Origin of the sequence: Tenacibaculum bernardetii, from assembly GCF_029125915.1 — a bacterium.
Lineage (GTDB): Bacteria > Bacteroidota > Bacteroidia > Flavobacteriales > Flavobacteriaceae > Polaribacter > Polaribacter bernardetii.
On sequence record NZ_JAQJCU010000003.1, the window covers coordinates 133282 to 153573 of the forward strand.

A 20292-nucleotide genomic window follows, 5' to 3' on the forward strand; every position below is an offset into this window, starting at 1 on the left:
CTAAGGTTATTTTAAAATGAACGATTACTTCGATAGCGAAACATTTACAAAAATTGATTTTAACGAAACAAAAATCAAAAAGGGGGAATACGATAATTGTACGTTCGAGAACTGTAGTTTCGAAAACGTACATGCGTCAAATATCCAATTTGTAGAATGTGAATTTATCGATTGTAATTTTAGTAATACCATTGTAACAAATAGCGCTTTTAAGGAAGCGTCTTTTGTAAAATGTAAAATGATTGGTGTAAAATTTAATGAATGTGATTCGTTTTTATTGCAGTTTAGTTTTAAAGACTGTCAATTAAATTTCTCATCATTTTATAAGTTAAAAATACCAAACACAAAATTTGTAAATTGTAATTTGCAAGAGGTTGATTTTACAGAAACAGATCTTACAAATTCATTTTTTGATACGTGCGATTTAAAAAGTGCCATATTTGATCGCTCAATATTAGAAAAGGTAGATTTTAAAACCGCCTTTAATTTTAGTATTGATCCTGATAATAATAAGCTTAAAAAAGCAAAGTTTTCAAAAGAGAATGTTATAGGATTGTTACAAAAACATAATATTGTTATTGAATAGTTTTAGTGAGAACTTGATTCAGGTTAAGACTACTCTTTATTTTTTAATGTGCTTTTGAGGTAAACCGAGAGAGACATATCAACTATTAAAGTAAATAATGCATGCTTTTACCAAAGTTTAAAGCGGAATAGTAATTAATAAAAGAACTTTAAAATCTTCGAAACTTAATAAATGACAAAACAAATAGAAGATAATTTAGAAAAAGTACCAGTATTAAACTTGTTAGTAGTTTTTGGAAAAAAAATTAAAATACCAGGGTTAGAAGGAATGTCTTTATATGACGTGCTAGAAATGTATGTTATTGGTATTGTAAAAGGTGCTTTAACTACTAGAGCTGGTGGTATTGCTTTTAGTTTTTTTATGGCAATTTTTCCTTTTATGCTATTTATCTTGTCGTTAATACCTTACATACCTATTGATGGGTTTCAGGATAATCTCTTTTGGTTAATTCAAGAAATGCTGCCTCCAGAAACCTTTGAGGCTGTAGATTTGGTATTAAAAGATATTATTAACAACCAGTATGGTGGTTTATTATCATTTGGATTCTTAGCGTCAATTTTTTTAATGACAAACGGAGTAAATGCCATTTTTGGCGGATTCGAATATTCATACCATGTAACAGAATTTAGAAGTGTTTTTGTAGCCTATATTGTATCGCTAGGTGTTTCGTTATTGATGTCTTTTTTCTTGATAATAACGGTAGTTGCTATTATTTTTTACCAACTAGCATTGTCTAGAATCAATGAAATAGGATGGTTAGAGACGAGTGATTTAGATTTTTTTTATTGGGGTAGAGGTTTATTATTCTTAATAATGATTTTTACAATTGTTTCGTTACTCTTTCGTTTCGGAACCAAACAAGGAAGGGAAGTGAGGTTCTTTTCGCCAGGAGCAATTTTAACCACAGTGTTATCTTTATTTTCTTTTTATTTATTCGGAATTTATGTGGTAAAATTCGCAACATATAACCAACTTTATGGTTCTATTGGTACATTGTTAGTCTTAATGTTGTTTGTGTGGTTAAATGCAATTATATTGCTTTTAGGGTTTGAATTAAACGCAGCTATTTATCGATTAAAACGCGTAAATAAAACTTTATAATTCGCCTATAAATTCAGATATTTGTCAACTAAGTTAGATTAAGTATTTTACTCTTGTGAAAACTTACTTTTAAGTAACAGAATACAAACGTTTAAAAATTACAGATTTTAAGTTTTGAGAAAAACTCACGATTTATAATCCACAATTCATAATTAACTATGAAACCATCAATCCCAAAGGGAACCAGAGATTTTTCATCAAGCGAAGTAGCAAAAAGAAATTATATATTTAATACGATCAAACACGTGTTTGAAAATTTCGGATTCCAGCCTATCGAAACACCAAGTTTCGAAAACTCATCAACCTTAATGGGAAAGTATGGAGAAGAAGGAGATCGTTTAATTTTTAAGATTTTAAATTCTGGAGATTATTTAAAAAAAGTAGACGAAGCTTTATTAACAGAAAAAAACAGTCTTAAAACGACTTCAAAAATATCTGAAAAAGCTTTGCGTTACGACTTAACAGTGCCGTTTGCACGTTACGTGGTACAGCACCAAAACGATATTACGTTTCCTTTTAAAAGATACCAAATTCAACCAGTTTGGAGAGCAGATCGTCCGCAAAAAGGACGTTTCAGAGAGTTTTATCAATGTGATGCGGATGTAGTAGGAAGTAAATCATTATTGCAAGAAGTAGAATTTGTACAGTTATATGATACTGTTTTTAGTAAGTTAGGTTTAAACGGTGCGACTATAAAAATTAATAACCGAAAAATATTATCTGGTATTGCTGAGGTAATTGGCGCAAAAGATAAATTAATCGATTTTACGGTTGCTTTAGATAAGTTAGATAAAATTGGTAAAGAAGGTGTTGTAAAAGAAATGCTTGAAAAAGGAATTTCTGAAGATGCTATTGTAAAAGTAGATCCGTTATTTAATTTTTCAGGAACTAATCAAGATAGGTTAGCGTCTTTGCAAGAAATGTTACAAGCTTCAGATGAAGGATTGGCAGGTGTACAAGAATTACGTACTGTTGTAGAGATGATAGAAGAAATAGGGTTGGCGTCTGCTTCGTTAACGTTAGATGTAACTTTAGCTCGCGGATTAAATTATTACACAGGTGCCATTTATGAAGTAGCACCACCAGAAGGTGTAAAAATGGGGTCTATCGGTGGCGGAGGTCGTTATGACGATTTAACAGGAATCTTCGGATTAAAGGATGTAAGTGGCGTAGGTATTTCTTTCGGGTTAGACAGAATTTACTTGGTAATGGAAGAATTAAATTTATTTGAAGAGGTTGAGTTGCCAAAACCAAGAGTGTTATTTTTAAATTTTGATGAAGCAGAAAATCTATCGAAGATAAAAGCTATTAAGAAATTAAGAGCGCATAACATAAAATCAGAGTTGTACCCTGATACCGCGACAAGCAATAAACAAGAGAAAAAACAATGGAAATACGTTGGTAGTAGAGACATACAATATGTGGTAACTACTATTAAAAACGATATGTTTGTTTTAAAAGATATGGTAAACGGAGAGCAAACTACTTGTTCTTTAGATGAATTGATAAGTAAAGTACAGTAAATTAACAACTAATTTGTAAATTTGCGCCCTAATAATTGAAAGAAATGTTTGAAGTGAGTAGCAACAAAATGAATGACGAGAGAATAGAAGAGATAGGAGAGAATCACATAAGTACATCGGCAGAATCACCAATACGTGTGGATGCTTTTGATATTTCTGATGAAGAAAAAATAGAAAAAATTCAAGAAAGTGTTAAAGATATTTTAATCACTTTAGGAATGGATTTAACAGACGATAGTATGCAAGGTACACCTAAGCGTGTAGCAAAAGCATTTGTAAATGAAATATTTATGGGCTTAAATCCTGCAAATATGCCAAAAGCATCTACGTTTGATAATAATTACAATTACGGTGAAATGTTGGTAGAAAAGAATATCGTTGTATATTCTACCTGCGAGCATCATTTACTACCAATAATTGGTCGCGCACATGTTGCTTATATTTCTGATGGAAAAGTAATTGGACTATCTAAAATGAATCGTATTGTAGAGTATTTCTCAAAACGACCACAAGTACAAGAGCGTTTAACAATGCAAATAGTTCAGGCAATGCAAGAAGCTTTAGGAACACAAGATGTAGCTTGTATTATTGATGCAAAACATTTATGTGTTAACTCTAGAGGTATAAAAGATATAGAAAGTAGTACTGTTACTGCCGAATTTGGCGGTAAATTTAAAAATAAAGAAACAAAACGTGAGTTTTTAGATTACGTTAAAATGGATACAAAATTCGATTAATTTTATTATTATTTTAATCAAAAAGCAAAAAAACCTTAACTATTTAGTTAAGGTTTTTTTATTGCTTAACAATTTTATTACACTAAAATAGCATTATCAAAAAGTTTTCTTAATATTCAAAAGTTTACAAATAGTAAAAAAATAACGTGATTTGCGTCAGGTAATTTAATTATTGTAAAACTAAACAAATGAATAATTTTAAAATTTTATTGAATACGATACTAGTTCTCTTTATTAGTAATGCTGTTTTTTCACAAGAAACTATTATTACAGGGATTATAACTGATGGTAATTTTCCGTTACCAGGAGCAAGTATTTCATTAGCAGGAACAACAAAAGGTGTATACACTGATTTTGATGGAAATTTTGTGATAAATAAAGTTGAACAAGGAAATGTAGTATTAGAGATCTCTTATATCGGTTTTCAAACAAAAATAGTAGATGTTTCTATTGTTGGTAGTGCTAGTAAAAATATAGGAGTAATTGCATTGTTACCTTCTTCGAATGCATTAGAAGAAGTTGTAATTAATGGAGGATCAAGAAGAAATAGTGAAGCGAAAGCTTTAAGTATTCAAAAAAGATCAATGAGTATAATGAATGTGATTGCTTCTGATGGTATTGGTAAATTACCCGATCGTAATGCAGCGGAAACAGTACAACGTATTCAAGGATTATCTATTGAAAGAGATCAAGGTGAAGGACGTTTTGTATCCGTAAGAGGATTGCCTCCTTTTTGGACATCAACAACTATTAACGGAAATAGACTTCCAACAGCCGAAGAAGAAACGACTTCACGTGCAACAGCTTTTGATTTTTTTCCATCAGAATTAATTTCATACGTACAAGCAGCAAAAGCATACATGCCTGATATGGAATCAGACGGAATCGGTGGTGGTGTAAATTTTATTACACAAACAGCACCAAGCAAACAACTTTTAAATGTAAATATAGGTGGTGGTTTTAATGAAAAATCTGGTAACCCAATTTACAATGCTTCTTTAACCATTGGTAACAAAAGTAAAGACGGTAAATTCGGATATATCGTAAACGGTTCGTATTGGAATAGAAGTTGGGGTACTGATAATTTTGAAGCACGTAGAAAAGGAGACGAAGGTGTTTTTAGAATGGAATTAAGAGATTATAACGGTGTAAGAGTTACCATGGGATTAAACGCTGCGATGGAATATAATTTTACACCTGCTCATAAAATCTATTTTAGAGGAGTTTATGGAACTTTATCTGATACTGAAGAACATTATAAGCATAGAATTCGTTTTGATAAATTTGACTCAGGAACAAGTACTACAAGAGTAGAATTACAAAATATACATAACGAATTAATTACAGAGCTTTTTGGAAAAGAAATAGGAGGAAGACATCTTGTTGAAAACGGAAAATTCGATTGGAGTATTGCTTCTTATGCTAATGAATTTAAATATGGAAATACGCCAACAGCACAAGATAAAAGTTATTTTGTTGTAAAGTTTAAACAAGATGGTATTGGTATCAATGCTGATTATTTAGATAACAGACCGAAAGATACTGGTGGTGCTGATGATGATAGAGCTTATTGGAAAGCCGATGGCGGTAAGTTAGATTATAATGATACCGATGCTTTATTTGGATTTTTTAGCGATTCTAAATTTAAAATGGATGCAACTAAAATGAAGTTTTCAGATTTAGAATTATATAAAATATCAATAAAAGAAAGAGATAATATAGCAGCCTCATTAAATTATGAACATACCATTAATGATAATTTTAAAATTAAAGTAGGAACTAAATATAGAGATAAAGATCGTAGAGCAACTTTTGAAGATTTATACTACGGATGGAATGGAGCAGGAGAAACTCCAATGTTATCAGATTATTCTCAATATGTTATTCAGCAACCAGGTCGTGCAGATTATTTAAATGAAATGGGATCTAATATTCAATCAACTTTTGGACCTGTTTTATCTACCGAAGGAATGAATAATTTTTGGACATCAAACAAAGAAAATTTAAGTGTTTTAGAAGATGATTCATCAGCTTTACAGTATAATAGTGGATTAGGAAGAAATTTTGATGTTGATGAAACTCATTTATCATTTTACGGTATGGGAACTTTAAAAGCTTCTGAAAAGTGGACTATTTTAGGAGGATTAAGAGCTACGAAAACCGAAACAAAAGTATCAGGATATGTTGTTGAAAATAATGTTTTAACGAAATCGGTAAAAAATAAAAATTATTGGGCAGTATTACCAATGTTACACGTTAAGTATTCTCCTAAAAGAGATTTAAATATCCGTTTTGCCGCAACAAGAAGTTTTTCAAGACCTAATTTTGGAGACATTTCTCCATCAGGAACTTTTATATCTTTTGATAACGAATTTAAAGGAGGTAATCCTGATTTAAATCCAACGTTTTCATGGAATTTTGATTTATTAGGAGAATATTATTTCCAAAATGTAGGTGTTGTAAACGCAGGTGTTTTTTATAAATCGATTACAGATATTATTTATAATGATACCTATCAAGGAACTTACAACGGTAAAGAAGGTGTTGAATTCACTACCCCTGTAAACGGAGGAGCAACATCATGGATTGGTGGTGTAGAGTTAGGAATTAACAGACGTTTTGATTTCTTACCAGGATTTTTTAAATATTTTGGAACACAATTAAACGCTACGTTTATGGATTCTGAAATGACAAAAGCAAGTGGTAGAAAAGTAGCGATGGCTTATCAAGCGGGAAGTTTGTTTAATGCACAATTATTTTTTGAAAAAGGCGGATTTAATACAAGGATAGCTTTTAATCATAAAGGAAAATATGCCATTGCTTACGGAGAAAGAGATATTGGTGATGTGTACTACGGAAGATATAATACGTTAGATTTTTCAGCATCTTATCAAATAGGGAAAAAATGGACAATCTATACTGATTTCAATAATATTTTAAATAATCCCCTGATTTATCATTACGGTAAAAGCCAAGACCGCCCAAAACAAGTAGAATATTACGGAGTTAAAGGAAACATTGGTATTAAATTTAGTCTTTAAGTATTTTGATTTAAACGCGGAAGTAGGCTCTCAAGAAATTGAGAGCTAATTTCTGTCAAAAAAAAGAACTCATGCGTTTACGTTTTTTATTACAAGCTTCTATTGCTGCATTTGGTACTTATTTTTGTATGTACGCTTTTAGAAAGCCGTTTACTGTAGCCACATTTGAAAACTTAGCTTTTTGGGGCATAGATTATAAAATTTTATTAATAGTAGCTCAAGTGGTTGGCTATACGTTATCAAAATTTGTAGGTATAAAAGTAATTTCAGAAATGAAATCGCATACAAGAATGCTTTATTTGGTTGGTTTTATTTTTTCAGCAGAATTAGCGTTGTTGGGTTTTGCAGTTACTCCAGCACCTTATAATATTCTCTTTTTATTTTTAAACGGATTACCCTTAGGAATGATTTGGGGAATTGTATTTTCTTATCTAGAAGGAAGAAAAGCTACCGAATTATTAGGAGTAATCTTATCCTCTAGTTTTATAGTTTCCTCAGGAGCTGTTAAAACAATAGGTAAAATGGTATTAGATAAGTTTCATTTTGATGAATATTGGATGCCCTTTATTACAGGACTATTTTTTATACTTCCATTATTGTTTTTTGCGTGGTTGTTAGAGAAATTACCACCGCCAACGACAGAAGACCAACTATTAAGAGCCGTAAGAAAGCCTTTAAATAAACAAGAAAGAAAGCTGTTATTTAAAAAATACGCACTGCCTTTAACTTTAATAGTATTTTTCTTTATGCTGTTAACATCAATTAGAGATTTTAGAGACAATTTTGCTAGAGAAATATGGGATTCTTTAGGGTATACAGATGCCTCTATTTATAGTATTTCTGAAATACCAATAGCTATTATTGTATTAGTTGTTTTAGGGATGATAGGTAGTATTACTAAAAATTATAAAGCTTTTATGTATTACCATTATGTGTTGATTATTGGATGTATTTCAATTTTGGTATCAACATATTTATATCAACAACAAGTTATTACGCCATTGGTTTGGATGGTAGTTTCAGGAATAGGATTATACAGTTGTTACGTACCTTTTAACGGAATTTTCTTTGATAGAATGATTGCGACTTTTAAAATTAACGGAAACGTAGGTTTCTTAATTTACATAGCCGATGCCTTCGGATATTTAGGAAGTATTTTGATTCTTCTTTATAAGAATTTTGGAAAAGGAGATATCTCTTGGCTTTCATTTTTTACACAAGCATTATATTTTTTAGCATTTATAGGATTAGTAATAACAATTTATAGTTTTCGTTTTTTTAAGAATAAATATAAGAAACCAGTACAATTAAAAGAATTAGTATATGAACAATAAGTATGATTTAATCGTTGTTGGAGGTGGAGTTTTAGGAACTTTTCACGCTTATCACGCAGCAAAAAAAGGATTATCAGTAGCTATTTTAGAAAGAGATAATAAGCCACAAGGAGCAACAGTTCGTAATTTTGGACAAGTAGTGCCTTCAGGAATGAATCAAAAATGGCAAAATTATGGAAGAGAAAGTTTAGCTATTTATAAAGATATTCAAAGTCAGTTTGATGTAACAGTTCGTCAAAATGGTACGGTTTATTTAGCTTCTAATAATGAAGAAGTTCAGTTAATTGAAGAATTGCATCAAATTAATAAAAACAATAATTATACTTCAAATTTATTAACAAAAGCACAATGTTTAGATAAATACGCAGGGTTACGTACTGATTATTGTAAAGCAGGATTGTTTTTTCCAGAGGAGGTAACCGTAGAACCAAAAACGATGATTCATCGTTTACATTCTTTTCTATCCGCAGAAAAAAATATTGATATTCATTACAATACAAGTGTAATTAATACAGCAGAAATAAATAATGAAGTAGTGGTAACATCTTCAATCGATGCGGTATTTAAAGCATCAAAAGTTATTATTTGTAACGGAGTTGATTTTAAAACTTTATATCCATCAATATATAATAATAGTGATTTAGTGGTTTCTAAGTTGCAAATGATGCAAACCAAACCTCAAAAAAATTTCACTTTAGATGGTTCTATTTTAACAGGTTCAACAATCCGAAGATACGAGGCTTTTGAAGAATGTGCTTCATGGAATGAGATAAAAGCAAAAGAAGATCCTGATAGTTTTCAGAAAAAATATGGTGTTCATATTTTATTTAAACAAGCTATCGATGGTTCGGTGATTTTGGGTGATTCGCATGAATATGCCACTGCAAAAAATATTGATGATTTGGGTTTTGACTTAAATGAAGATATTGACAATTATATGATTACAGAAGCTAAAAAAATAATAGAGCTACCAACTTATGATATTCAGTATAAATGGGCAGGTTTTTACAGTCAATGTAAAGAAAAAGATATTTTCGAACACACAATAAGTGATAATGTACATGTTGTAACAGGTATCGGTGGAAAAGGAATGACGGGAAGTGCAGGGTTTTCAAAAGAAAATATCAATAAAATATTTAATAAATAATGATGATGAGCGAAACAAAGAGAGAAATAGAAATGGTTGTTTTTGATATGGCAGGAACAACAGTAGATGAGCAAAACGTAGTTTATAAAACATTACATAAAGCAATACAAAATTTTAATGTTGAAGTTTCTTTAGAAACTGTTTTAGAATATGGTGCAGGAAAAGAAAAGCACAAAGCAATTAAAGATGTTTTAACACATTTAAAGTCTGATAAATTAAAAGAATCTCAAATTATTTTCGAAAATTTTAAAAGTTTATTAGATACAGCTTATATTAATTTAGTGGTAAAACCTATTAAAGGGGTTGAAAATGTTTTGTTAGGTTTGCGTGCCGATGGTATAAAAGTAGTTCTAAATACTGGCTATGATAGAAAAACAGCGACTTTATTATTAGATAAGTTACAGTGGAATAAAAAAACACATTATGACGCTTTAATTACAGCAAGTGATGTTGTAAAAGGACGTCCGCATCCATATATGATATTTCAAGCAATGGACTTATTAAATGTAACAGATGCATCAAAAGTTTTAAAAGCAGGTGATTCTGCTATTGATATTGAAGAAGGAAAAAATGCAGGCTGCGGAATTACTGTGGGTGTTTTGTCTGGTGCACAAACAAAAACACAATTAGAAAAACCACAACCAACCTATATTTTAGAATCGTTGGTAAATCTAAAAGATGTTTTATAAGAAATTTAACCAGCATCAATAAAAAAATACAGCACAAGCATTGTGCAATCTTGTGCTGTATGATTAAATGGTACGTGAGGTATTTTTCCATTAAAATACAACGAATCCCCTTTATTTACAATAATTTTATCTTCGCCAATATAATAAGTACAACTACCGCTAATAATATACTTAAATTCCCAAGCATCAGTAACTACTTTTTCTCTTTTTGAATTAGGACTTATGTTTAAGATAACAGCTTCAAAACCTATAGCAGATAAACTTTTATTAAATATATGATGGTACGTGAAACCTTCAGCATCTACTTCCTTCTCTATTAATTGTTGTTCTTCTTTTGATATATGAATATATTTTTTGGATTGAGCATTTTCTATATCCTTAAAAAAATTACTTGGATCAATTTTTAAAGCTGCTATTAGTTCTAATAAAACAGGTAAGGAAGGCATTGTTCTACCATTCTCTATTCTAGAAATTAAACCATTAGATACGCCCGCATTTGAAGCAACTTCGCTAATAGTTAATTTCTGTTTTTTTCTGATAATTTTGATTCGCTTACCAATTCCTATTAAAAAATTATTCATCCATAAATAAGTTTAACAATATAAAAATATACAAAATGTATGGTTTCTTTTGAGTTTTGAAAATAAATAAATAATTTTTTTTTTTAAGCTGATATTAATATTTTTGGTGTTAAATTTGCGGCTTTAATAAACTTAGCTAGCACTTAAGTTAGCGACACATAATTTTTTATAATGAATAAAGGTATCGTAAAATTCTTCAACGAATCAAAAGGATTCGGATTTATCACAGAAGAAGGAAACAACAAAGAGCATTTTGTACATGTATCAGGATTAATTGACGAAGTTCGTGAAAACGACGAAGTTGAATTCGAATTACAAGATGGAAGAAAAGGATTAAACGCTGTAAACGTAAGAGTATTATAATATATATTATTACCAGAGTAAACTTTTTAATAAAAAGCCTATCAATTATTGATAGGCTTTTTTGTGTTAAAAAATGTTTTAAACTTTTATAGTAATGCGTGTTTGTTACATGAAATTTTCAAGAATTATTTTTTTAATTGTAATAAAATCAATTATTTAGGTGTATTTAAAATATTTGGCATTACATTTGCAATACAATAAACGTTGTTAGCACTTAAGCAAACAACAAATTAATTTTTTATTATGAGTAAAGGTACCGTAAAATTCTTCAACGAATCAAAAGGATTTGGATTTATCACAGAAGAAGGATCAAACAAAGAACATTTTGTACATGTTTCTGGATTAATCGATGAAATTCGTGAAAATGACGAAGTTGAATTTGAATTACAAGAAGGAAAAAAAGGATTAAACGCTGTAGACGTAAGAGTATTATAATATATATTATTACCAGAGTAAACTTTTTAAAAAAAGCCTATCAATTAATTGATAGGCTTTTTTATTTTTAATATTTATTTTTAAGATAATTGTAATAAAATCAATTATTTAGGTGTATTTAAAAAAAATGGCATTATCTTTGCAAAACAATAAACGTTGTTAGCACTTAAGTTAACGACAAATTAATTTTTTATTATGAATAAAGGTACCGTAAAATTCTTCAACGAATCAAAAGGATTTGGATTTATCACAGAAGAAGGAAACAACAAAGAGCATTTTGTACATGTTTCAGGATTAATCGATGAAATTCGTGAAAACGATGAGGTTGAGTTTGACTTACAAGATGGAAAAAAAGGATTAAACGCTGTAAATGTAAGAGTATTATAATATATATTATTACCAGAGTAAACTTTTTAAAGAAAGCCTATCAATTAATTGATAGGCTTTTTTATTTTAATGAAAAATATTTTAAATGAAAGACGGTAGAAATAGAAATCACATTCGTATTGGTATAGAGGTTGAGGTTGTTCAAAAAAGTCATCAAAGATCGGGCGAGTTAACGATAGGTATTGTAAGTAGAATTTTAACAAACTCAGCTAATCATCCTCACGGAATTAAAGTGCAATTAGAATCTGGAATTGTAGGAAGGGTAAAAAACATAAAAGAAGATTAGATACTCTAATCTTCTTTGCTTTGTTTCAACCTCTTTATTCCGTCTATTAAAAACCAACTTGCAAATAAAACTCTTACAAGTAAGAATATATACTTGCTTTCGGTTCTGAAACTTAAAAGGACCCGATAACTTTCTTGATCTTTAAAAAACTGAGAGAAAGTGACTATTAAAATAAATAGCCCAATTACAATATATATAAAAGGAAGTACTTTTTTCATTTGTTAGTTGGGAATTTTAATTTCGTATAGTTTACGACTTTTATTATTTAGTTTATTTTCTCTTAACCAAGAGTTGTGTAGTTTAAGATCTTTATAGGTGGTACCGTACTTTTTAGCAAATAAAGCTATGTTGGTAATAGCGGTGTCTACTTTAACTGTGTAGGTAGATGGTAAAGTGTATAAATCTTCTTTATCAAATTCAAAACCATACTTCTCAGGATTCGAAATTATTTCTTTTAACGCTAAGATTCTAAATACATAACGTTCTGTTTCATCGGGTAATAAAACGTCGTAGTAACTAGTTACACCTTGAGTTTCTAATCTTCTTCCTACACCATAATTACCGGCGTTGTATGCTGCAGCAGCAAGGGTCCAAGAATTAAAACGATTATATGCTTTCTTTAAATATTCAGCAGCTACTTCAGTTGATTTTTCTATATTATAGCGTTCATCTACATTGTCGTTAATTTCTAAACCGTATTCACGACCAGTACTTTTCATAAAATGCCACATTCCGGCCGCGCCTACAGATGAAGTTTCATCAATAAATGCACTTTCGGCCAAAGCTAAAAATTTAAAATCATCAGGTAAACCATGTTTAGCTAATAAAGGTTCTAGAATTGGAAAGTATTTGTTGGCACGTTTTATTAATAGTAATCCGTTTGATTGCCAATAAGTGTTTACAAGTAACTCACGATCCATACGTTCTTTAATGTCTGCTTTTTCTAAAGGCACACGTTCACCAGCTAACTCCATGTTTTTAGGGAGTTTTACAGCTTTAATTTGATAGCTTTCTGCTACATTCTTAATGACAGGTTCGTTAGATTGGCTTATTGTATTTGTAAATAAAATAGCAACAAACACAACTGTTAGTATTGATAAAAAACGCACGGATTTATTCATTTTCTTTTAATTTTTTTATTAGAACTTATTACCATCTTTAATCCATCAAAAAGCATTCCTTTTCTAAGATTTTAGAAATAGTTTTTGCTTTATTTAAAATCATAATATGAGTCCCTTTTTCTATTTTGATATAATTTTTTATATGTTTTGCAGTAAAAACTTCATCATCATTGCCATGTATGTGAATTATATTTTTCAATGGTTCTTTTTGTTGCCAATGCAACACGTTGTATATAGACCATTGTAAATATTTTTTATCTCTTATCGATAAATATACTTTATACAATTCCGCTCTTTTTTTTAAATAATCGTTAAAGAAATAATGTTCGTAACTTTCGATATTCGCTATTATTTTTGAAGGGAAAAGTTTATATGCTCCTGTTATTTGCGCTAATTTTAAACGCATAGGAAGTTCTTTATTACTTTTGATACTAGAAATAATAATTACTTTTTTACAAGGAATAATTTTACTCATTTCTTGTACCATTATTCCTCCAAAAGAAACACCAACCAATATCGGGTTTTCGTGTTTAATAATTTCGCACATTCGTGCAGCATACTTTTCAATGCTTTCATTTATTGATGTTGGTAATAACCAGTCTATAAAATGAAGCTGAGCTTTTTTTTTAGGCAAAGAAATGTGCTCAAATATTTTAGTATTTGCAGCTAAACCTGGCACAAAATACACATGAGTTTTTACCATTATTCAATAAGGTTCTTATCCAATAAAAGTTCTTCAATATACTCGTGAATATTAATTAATTCATCAGGAATATCTTTCCACAAACGAATTTTTATTTGTTTGTTATTATGGGTTATAAATGTGCTTGGTAAATCAGATATGTTTGTGTTGTCGTAAACAGTTTTAAACGAATTAAAACCATTTGTAGTAAACATATCATTAAGTTTTTTAAAATCTTTATCAGAAAGCTTAAAGGTATGAATTCCTTTTTCAAGCACATATTCGATTCCGTTAAAGGTAACATTACCTTTTTTATCAATAGTAACATTGTAAACGGCACAATCTCCAAAACAAGGCGTTTTTCGAATATTTACAAGATTGTTCTCTTTAATTGGTTCGCTTTCTAGTTTTTTAGTTTTATCAATTGTTTTTTCTACGATTATTTCTTTCTCGATAGGTTTAGAATCTTTTTTTAATTCCGTTTTAGGAACGCTACAAGTTATAATAGTTAAAGCGAAAAGTAATACTAGTGCGTATTTCATAATTTTTATTTTAAAGTAGATAAAAAACTATTCACAATTTAAGCAATAACTTCGTTTTTAACAAAGTTAAAACGAACTAAACCATCCTCGTCAATTTCGGTTAAGGAAACAGTATGTAGTGTGTTTACCAACTCCGGATTCCAAGGTGTTTTTACTTTTACATAATTCTGTGTAAAACCGTGAATATAGCCTTCTTTATTTTCACTTTCAAAAAGCACCGTTAATGTATTTCCGATTTGAGTTTCATAAAAAGCCCTACGTTTTTTAACAGATAAGCCACGTAACATTTTACTTCGTTTTGCACGTACATTTTTGGCAACTACGCCATCCATATTAACAGCTTCTGTATTTGGTCTTTCAGAATAGGTAAATACATGTAAATACGAAATATCCATTTCGTTTAAATAGTTGTAGGTTTCTAAAAATAATTCATCTGTTTCTCCAGGAAAACCAACAATAACATCTACACCAATACAAGCGTTTGGCATTACTTCTTTTATTCTAGTAACTCTATTTGTATAGGTTTGCGTTAAATAACGACGCTTCATTTTTTTTAACAATTCATCAGAACCAGATTGCAACGGAATGTGAAAATGCGGAACAAAAGTATTAGATTTAGAAACAAAATCAATTGTTTCGTCTTTTAATAAATTAGGTTCGATAGACGATATTCGCAAACGGTGAATACCATCAACTTTATCTAATTCTTTAACCAATTCTAAGAAAGTATGTTCGTGTTTTTTGTTACCAAACTCACCTTTACCGTAATCACCAATATTTACACCTGTTAAAACGATCTCTTTAATTCCTCTTTCTGATATTTCTTTGGCATTTTTTAAAACGTTCTCTAAAGTATCAGATCTAGAAATTCCTCTTGCTAGCGGAATTGTACAATACGTACATTTATAATCACAACCATCTTGTACTTTTAAGAAAGCACGGGTACGATCGCCAATAGAATAGGCACCAACATAAGAATCGGCTTCTTCAATTTCGCACGAATGTACTTCGCCAATATCATTTTTAGTTAAATCATTGATGTAACTAGTAACGTTAAATTTTTCGGTAGCACCTAAAACTAAATCTACCCCATTAACATTGGCTAATTCTTCAGGTTTTAATTGCGCATAGCAACCTACACCAATTATAAAAGCATCTTCATTTTGTTTTAAAGCCGATTTTACAATCGATTTAAAACGTTTATCAGCATTATCAGTAACCGAACATGTATTAATTACATATATAGCTGCTTTTTCATCAAACTCAACACGTTCAAAACCTTCAGAAACAAAATTTCTAGCAATTGTTGAAGTTTCAGAAAAATTTAATTTACATCCTAAAGTGTAAAAAGCTACTTTTTTATCTACGTTCATTCTTTTAATATCCTTAATAAAAAACAAAAGGCTTGTGTAAGTCTTTAATTTTTTAGAAGTTCGTATGGTGTATTTTTATAAATCTGTTTTATACAGTATTTATCAACTGCAAAATTACAATTTATTCATGATTTTTGAAACCGAAAGATTACGCATTAGAAAACTTCTTTTAACTGACTTAAAACCTTTTTTTAAGTTAGAAAGTAATCCCGAAGTTTTACAATATGCAACAGGTGATATTAAAACAATTGTTGCGTGTGAAATAGAGCTTAAAGATTTGATGAATAGGTATGATAAGCTTAAAAATGATTTTTGGATTTATGCGATAGAACGAAAAGTTGATAAGAAGTTTATAGGAACTGTTGCTTTGGTAAAAGACAATGTAGATGATGAAATAGGATACCGATTTATTCAAGAATATTGGGGTAAAGGATATGCAACTGAAATTTGCAAAGGACTAATTTCTTATTGTAGATTTGTAGGGATAAAAAAAATTGTAGGTTATGTAGTTGATGAGAATATAGCCTCAGCCAAAATATTAAAACGATTTAATTTTACAGAAATAAAGAATTTTATAAGTGAAGATATTGGCTTGCCAGAAACTAAATACGAATTAATTTTATGATTGAAGATTCATTAACTCCGCCATATTACGCGGTTATTTTTACAACTATATTGTCTGATGATCAAGAAGGATATGAAGACATGAACAACAGAATGGAAGAGTTAGCAAAAAAACAAGAAGGTTATTTAGGAATTGAGTCAGCCCGCTCGGAAGTTGGAATTACAGTTTCATATTGGCGAAGTTTAGAGGCAATTACACAATGGAAAAATAATTTATTACACATAGAAGCTCGAGAAAAAGGAAGAGAAAAATGGTACACAAAATACCAACTCCGAATTTGTAAAGTAGAGCGTGAATATGGGTTTGAAAAATAAGAGTAATTAAATGTACGCAACAATATCTAAGGTTTTAAGTACTTTTTTAAAACAAAGTACTATTTTTAAATACGGATTTAATATTTCACCAATGTATCGTAGATCTACAGGTAAAATTATTGAAGTATCTGACGATTTGTATAATGTAAAAGTTAAAATTCCTATTAGTTATAAAAACAAAAACTATGTAGGATCTATTTTCGGAGGAAGTTTATTTTCGGCAACAGACCCTGTTTTTATGATTCAGCTAATGAATATTCTAGGCAACGATTATGTAGTTTGGGATAAAAGTGCCAATATTAAGTTTAAAAGACCTGCAAAATCAAATTCGTATGCTGATTTTATTTTTTCTGAAGAGGAGATTCAGCAAATAAAAGAACGATTAAAAGATGCGCAAGAAATAGATTTACAAAAAGATATTAAAATAACAAATAAAGATGCTTCAACGATATATGCTGAAGTTTCTAAAATCATATACATTGCAGATAAATCATATTATAAAAATAAAAGGAAGAACAAGTAAGTTTTTTGTTTTAGTAGTTCTTTTTATCGGTTTTTATTCTTGTGCTAAAGAGACTAGTTCTTTTTCTGAAACTCAGGTTTTTCGTTATAATGAACATTCGAATATTACTTCGCTGGATCCTGCTTTTGCAAAAGATCAACGAAATATTTGGGCGGTAAATCAGTTATTTAATGGTTTGGTGCAGTTAGATGATAGTTTACATGTACAACCCGACATCGCTAAAAATTGGACGCTTTCTGAAGACGGAAAAAAATATAAGTTCAACCTACGAAAAGATGTGAATTTTCATAAACACTCATTGTTCGGAAAAGATTCAACGAGAAATGTTACTGCCAAAGATTTTGAATATTCATTTAGTAGGTTATTAGATAAAAATGTTGCCTCTCCAGGAGGTTGGGTTTTACAAAACGTAGCAAATTTTAAGGCTGAAAACGATTCGCTTTTTACAATCAATTTAAAACAGCCATTTCCACCTTTTTTAGGGTTGTTGGCAATGAAATATTGTTCGGTAGTTCCGAAAGAAGCGGTAACTTATTTTGGCAACTCTTTTAGAGAAAATCCAATTGGTACTGGTCCTTTTAAATTTAAATTATGGGTAGAAAACACAAAATTAGTATTGCGTAAAAACAAGATGTTTTATGAAAAAGATATAACAGGGAATTCATTGCCTTATTTAGAAGCTGTTGCAATTACTTTTTTACCTGATAAGCAGAGTGAATTTTTACAGTTTATACAAGGTAATCTCGACTTTATGAAAAGTATTGACGCTTCTTATAAAGATGATATTTTAAATACAGACGGAACTTTAAAAGAGAAATATGTAGGTGAGATTAAGATGGAAACAGGCGCATATTTGAACACTGAATATTTAGGGATTTATTTAGATGGTGAAAATGAAGAACCAACAAAATCAAAATTAATAAGGCAAGCTATAAATTATGGATTTGATCGTGTAAAAATGATTAAATTCTTACGAAACGGAATTGGTACACCTGCCACAAGTGGATTTATACCAAAAGGATTGCCGTCGTTTAATAACCAAAAAGGATATTCTTATCAGCCAGAAAAAGCGGCTGCGTTGGTTTCTGAATACATAAAGGTGACAGGAAATATAAATCCAGAAATTACGATTACTACGAATGGTAATTATTTAGACTTATGTGAATTTATTCAGCGTGAATTACAAAATATAGGCTTGCAAACTAAAGTAGATGTAATTCCGCCTTCAACCTTACGACAAGGTAAATCAAGCGGAAAACTACCTGTTTTTAGAGCAAGTTGGATTGCTGATTATCCAGACGCAGAAAACTACGTATCGTTATTTTATAGTAAAAATTTTACGCCCAACGGACCAAATTATACACATTTTAAGAACGAGAAATTTGATGAGCTATACGAGAACTCAATAAAGGAAATCGATGTTAAAAAGCGTTATGAATTATATCAGCAAATGGATAGTATTATAATAAATGAGGCTCCGATTGTTCCGTTATATTATGATGAAGTAATTCGTTTTAGTCAAAAAAATATTCAAGGATTGGGTATAAATCCGGTTGATTTACTAAATTTAAAAAGAGTACGTAAAGAGTAAAATCAGTTATAAAATGAAAAGACACCGTTTATATAATCTAAACGGTGTCTTTTTATTTATAAATCTTCGATTAAGAAACCAACGATTTTATTTTGTTTTTTATAGTCTGTTTAATGTCTTTTGGGTAAGAGCGTTTTCCATGAAAAACATCTGCCATTGCTTCGCTAAAACGTTGCCCATATTTTTTTAATAAAAGATTACGGATCGTTTTTTGCTCATAAAACCACTTAGAAAGCCATAAACCAGTATTAAGTTCTGGTAGTAGTTTTTCACTTATTTTAGCAAGGTATAATTCCTCTGCAAGTTTCTCATTTAAGTTGCTTTCACTTATTGCTTCAGCAGCTAATTTACCACTATAAATAGCATTAGAAATACCTTCAGCAGTAACAGGATCTGCAAAACCAGCAGCATCTCCAATTAAAAACACGTTGTTTTTCACAAACCCATCAGTTCTTGGTGCCACAGGAATTTGGAATCCGTGTTGAGATTCATTAATTACATTAGTAATACCAAGTATTTCCATATACTCTTGGTAAAATTTCTTTAAATTTATTTTTGTTCTTCTTGCAGATGCAACTCCTATTGATAAATGATTTTTCTTAGGGAAACTCCACGCGTAACCGTAAGGTATAGCATCAATATCAAAACGAACTTCGTCTTTTAAGCGATTAAAATCGTCGTCAGAAACCTCTACTTCATATTCTAAAGCGGGTATTAATTTTCGAGTATCTTCTTTCCATCCAGCCATTTTTGCGGTAGGACTTAAAGCACCGTCTGCAGCAATTATAAATTTAGCAGAAAGTTCTCCTTGAGATGTTTCTAAAGTGATTTTATCATCAGAAAAATGTAATTTATTTAACTTATGATTCTCTAATAAAGTAACACCAAGCTCCTTAGCTTTTTCTACGATTAAATGATCGAAAGAATCTCTCATAATCATAGTAACTGTAGGGTCTTCTCTTTGTGTTTTAAAATGTAGTTTTTCACCTAAATATATATCGATCGTGTTAAATTCACGCTCAACAACAGAAGAGATATCAAAAGGTAAATCTTTACGGCCTCTAAAAACAAATCCACCACCACAAGTTTTATAGCGGGGTAATGTTTCTTTCTCTATTATAACAGTTGAAATTCCTTTTTTAGCTAAATGAAAAGCAGTTGAAGCCCCAGAAGGACCACTACCAATAATAGCTACATCAAAATGTTGCATAAGTTGTTTTTTTAAAACGCAATATACGTATTACTTCCAATTTATAAGAAGTGTTAGGAAAGGGTTTTTTAATAGTTGAAAACGAATTATTTGCTATTGGA

23 protein-coding genes are annotated in these 20292 nt (G+C 30.1%); 16 read left to right on the forward strand and 7 right to left on the reverse strand.

The window, feature by feature from the left end; genetic code table 11:
* Positions 1-16: 16 nt before the first annotated feature.
* From P2G10_RS03590 to P2G10_RS03625, 8 genes are all read left to right on the forward strand, one after another.
* Positions 17-586, forward strand: coding sequence for a pentapeptide repeat-containing protein (locus tag P2G10_RS03590; protein ID WP_218771152.1), 570 nt, complete (start codon positions 17-19; stop codon positions 584-586).
* Between the two features lie 171 nt (positions 587-757).
* Entirely contained in the window at positions 758-1687 is a 930-nt protein-coding gene (locus P2G10_RS03595; RefSeq protein ID WP_275315210.1) for a YihY/virulence factor BrkB family protein, read from the forward strand.
* 158 nt (positions 1688-1845) lie between these two features.
* Positions 1846-3210: a histidine--tRNA ligase gene (hisS, locus tag P2G10_RS03600; protein ID WP_275315211.1), complete on the forward strand. Its 1365-nt coding sequence runs from the start codon at positions 1846-1848 to the stop codon at positions 3208-3210.
* A 68-nt stretch (positions 3211-3278) separates the two neighbouring features.
* Positions 3279-3947 (forward strand): GTP cyclohydrolase I FolE, encoded by a 669-nt coding sequence (folE, locus tag P2G10_RS03605; RefSeq protein ID WP_275315212.1) that lies wholly within the window; start codon positions 3279-3281, stop codon positions 3945-3947.
* Between the two features lie 188 nt (positions 3948-4135).
* Complete coding sequence (locus P2G10_RS03610; protein WP_275315213.1) at positions 4136-6988, forward strand: TonB-dependent receptor; 2853 nt, start codon at positions 4136-4138, stop codon at positions 6986-6988.
* Positions 6989-7059: 71 nt separating this feature from the next.
* A complete protein-coding gene (locus P2G10_RS03615; RefSeq protein WP_275315214.1) occupies positions 7060-8322 on the forward strand; it encodes a DUF5690 family protein in 1263 nt (420 codons plus the stop codon).
* Positions 8312-9469 (forward strand): TIGR03364 family FAD-dependent oxidoreductase, encoded by a 1158-nt coding sequence (locus tag P2G10_RS03620; protein ID WP_275315215.1) that lies wholly within the window; start codon positions 8312-8314, stop codon positions 9467-9469. The genes P2G10_RS03615 and P2G10_RS03620 overlap by 11 nt, the downstream gene beginning before the upstream one ends.
* Before the next feature lie 5 nt (positions 9470-9474).
* The gene (locus P2G10_RS03625) at positions 9475-10158 is read left to right on the forward strand and encodes a phosphonatase-like hydrolase (protein WP_218771145.1); all 684 of its coding nucleotides are present in this window, start codon (positions 9475-9477) and stop codon (positions 10156-10158) included.
* Between the two features lie 5 nt (positions 10159-10163).
* Here P2G10_RS03625 and P2G10_RS03630 read toward each other — a convergent pair whose 3' ends face one another.
* Positions 10164-10739 carry a helix-turn-helix domain-containing protein gene (locus P2G10_RS03630; RefSeq protein ID WP_275315216.1) on the reverse strand — a complete coding sequence of 192 codons (576 nt, stop codon included), beginning with the start codon at positions 10737-10739 and terminating at the stop codon, positions 10164-10166.
* 171 nt (positions 10740-10910) lie between these two features.
* Here P2G10_RS03630 and P2G10_RS03635 point away from each other — a divergent pair, with 171 nt between their 5' ends.
* The 4 genes from P2G10_RS03635 (at position 10911) to P2G10_RS03650 (ending at position 12210) form a co-directional block, all read left to right on the forward strand.
* On the forward strand, positions 10911-11102 hold the full coding sequence (locus P2G10_RS03635; RefSeq protein ID WP_218771143.1) for a cold-shock protein: 192 nt from the start codon (positions 10911-10913) through the stop codon (positions 11100-11102).
* 243 nt (positions 11103-11345) lie between these two features.
* On the forward strand, positions 11346-11537 hold the full coding sequence (locus P2G10_RS03640; protein ID WP_218771142.1) for a cold-shock protein: 192 nt from the start codon (positions 11346-11348) through the stop codon (positions 11535-11537).
* Between the two features lie 195 nt (positions 11538-11732).
* On the forward strand, positions 11733-11924 hold the full coding sequence (locus P2G10_RS03645) for a cold-shock protein (RefSeq protein WP_218771141.1): 192 nt from the start codon (positions 11733-11735) through the stop codon (positions 11922-11924).
* An 85-nt stretch (positions 11925-12009) separates the two neighbouring features.
* Complete coding sequence (locus P2G10_RS03650) at positions 12010-12210, forward strand: YwbE family protein (protein WP_218771140.1); 201 nt, start codon at positions 12010-12012, stop codon at positions 12208-12210.
* A gap of 5 nt (positions 12211-12215) precedes the next feature.
* Here the strand turns inward: P2G10_RS03650 and P2G10_RS03655 are convergent, their stop codons facing one another.
* Genes P2G10_RS03655 through mtaB form a run of 5 tightly spaced genes read right to left on the reverse strand, consistent with a single transcriptional unit; the run spans position 12216 to position 15928 of the window.
* Entirely contained in the window at positions 12216-12428 is a 213-nt protein-coding gene (locus tag P2G10_RS03655) for a hypothetical protein (RefSeq protein WP_218775071.1), read from the reverse strand.
* A 3-nt stretch (positions 12429-12431) separates the two neighbouring features.
* Positions 12432-13331: a lytic transglycosylase domain-containing protein gene (locus P2G10_RS03660; RefSeq protein WP_275315217.1), complete on the reverse strand. Its 900-nt coding sequence runs from the start codon at positions 13329-13331 to the stop codon at positions 12432-12434.
* 37 nt (positions 13332-13368) lie between these two features.
* Entirely contained in the window at positions 13369-14034 is a 666-nt protein-coding gene (locus tag P2G10_RS03665; protein ID WP_275315218.1) for an alpha/beta hydrolase family protein, read from the reverse strand.
* Positions 14034-14555: a DUF6438 domain-containing protein gene (locus tag P2G10_RS03670; protein ID WP_275315219.1), complete on the reverse strand. Its 522-nt coding sequence runs from the start codon at positions 14553-14555 to the stop codon at positions 14034-14036. Before P2G10_RS03670 ends, P2G10_RS03665 begins: the two co-directional genes overlap by 1 nt.
* Before the next feature lie 38 nt (positions 14556-14593).
* Positions 14594-15928 (reverse strand): tRNA (N(6)-L-threonylcarbamoyladenosine(37)-C(2))-methylthiotransferase MtaB, encoded by a 1335-nt coding sequence (gene mtaB, locus P2G10_RS03675; RefSeq protein ID WP_275315220.1) that lies wholly within the window; start codon positions 15926-15928, stop codon positions 14594-14596.
* Positions 15929-16055: 127 nt separating this feature from the next.
* Here mtaB and P2G10_RS03680 point away from each other — a divergent pair, with 127 nt between their 5' ends.
* From P2G10_RS03680 to P2G10_RS03695, 4 genes are read left to right on the forward strand one after another with little or no spacing between them, the layout of a single operon-like run.
* Positions 16056-16553: a GNAT family N-acetyltransferase gene (locus P2G10_RS03680; RefSeq protein WP_275315221.1), complete on the forward strand. Its 498-nt coding sequence runs from the start codon at positions 16056-16058 to the stop codon at positions 16551-16553.
* Positions 16550-16867, forward strand: coding sequence for an antibiotic biosynthesis monooxygenase family protein (locus P2G10_RS03685; RefSeq protein WP_218771134.1), 318 nt, complete (start codon positions 16550-16552; stop codon positions 16865-16867). Before P2G10_RS03680 ends, P2G10_RS03685 begins: the two co-directional genes overlap by 4 nt.
* A 10-nt stretch (positions 16868-16877) precedes the next feature.
* Complete coding sequence (locus tag P2G10_RS03690) at positions 16878-17390, forward strand: DUF4442 domain-containing protein (RefSeq protein ID WP_218771133.1); 513 nt, start codon at positions 16878-16880, stop codon at positions 17388-17390.
* Entirely contained in the window at positions 17353-18981 is a 1629-nt protein-coding gene (locus P2G10_RS03695; RefSeq protein WP_420833280.1) for an ABC transporter substrate-binding protein, read from the forward strand. The genes P2G10_RS03690 and P2G10_RS03695 overlap by 38 nt, the downstream gene beginning before the upstream one ends.
* Positions 18982-19051: 70 nt before the next feature.
* On the opposite strand, the gene P2G10_RS03700 is transcribed toward P2G10_RS03695, so the two are convergent.
* On the reverse strand, positions 19052-20191 hold the full coding sequence (locus P2G10_RS03700; protein WP_275315223.1) for a geranylgeranyl reductase family protein: 1140 nt from the start codon (positions 20189-20191) through the stop codon (positions 19052-19054).
* Positions 20192-20292: the final 101 nt, after the last annotated feature.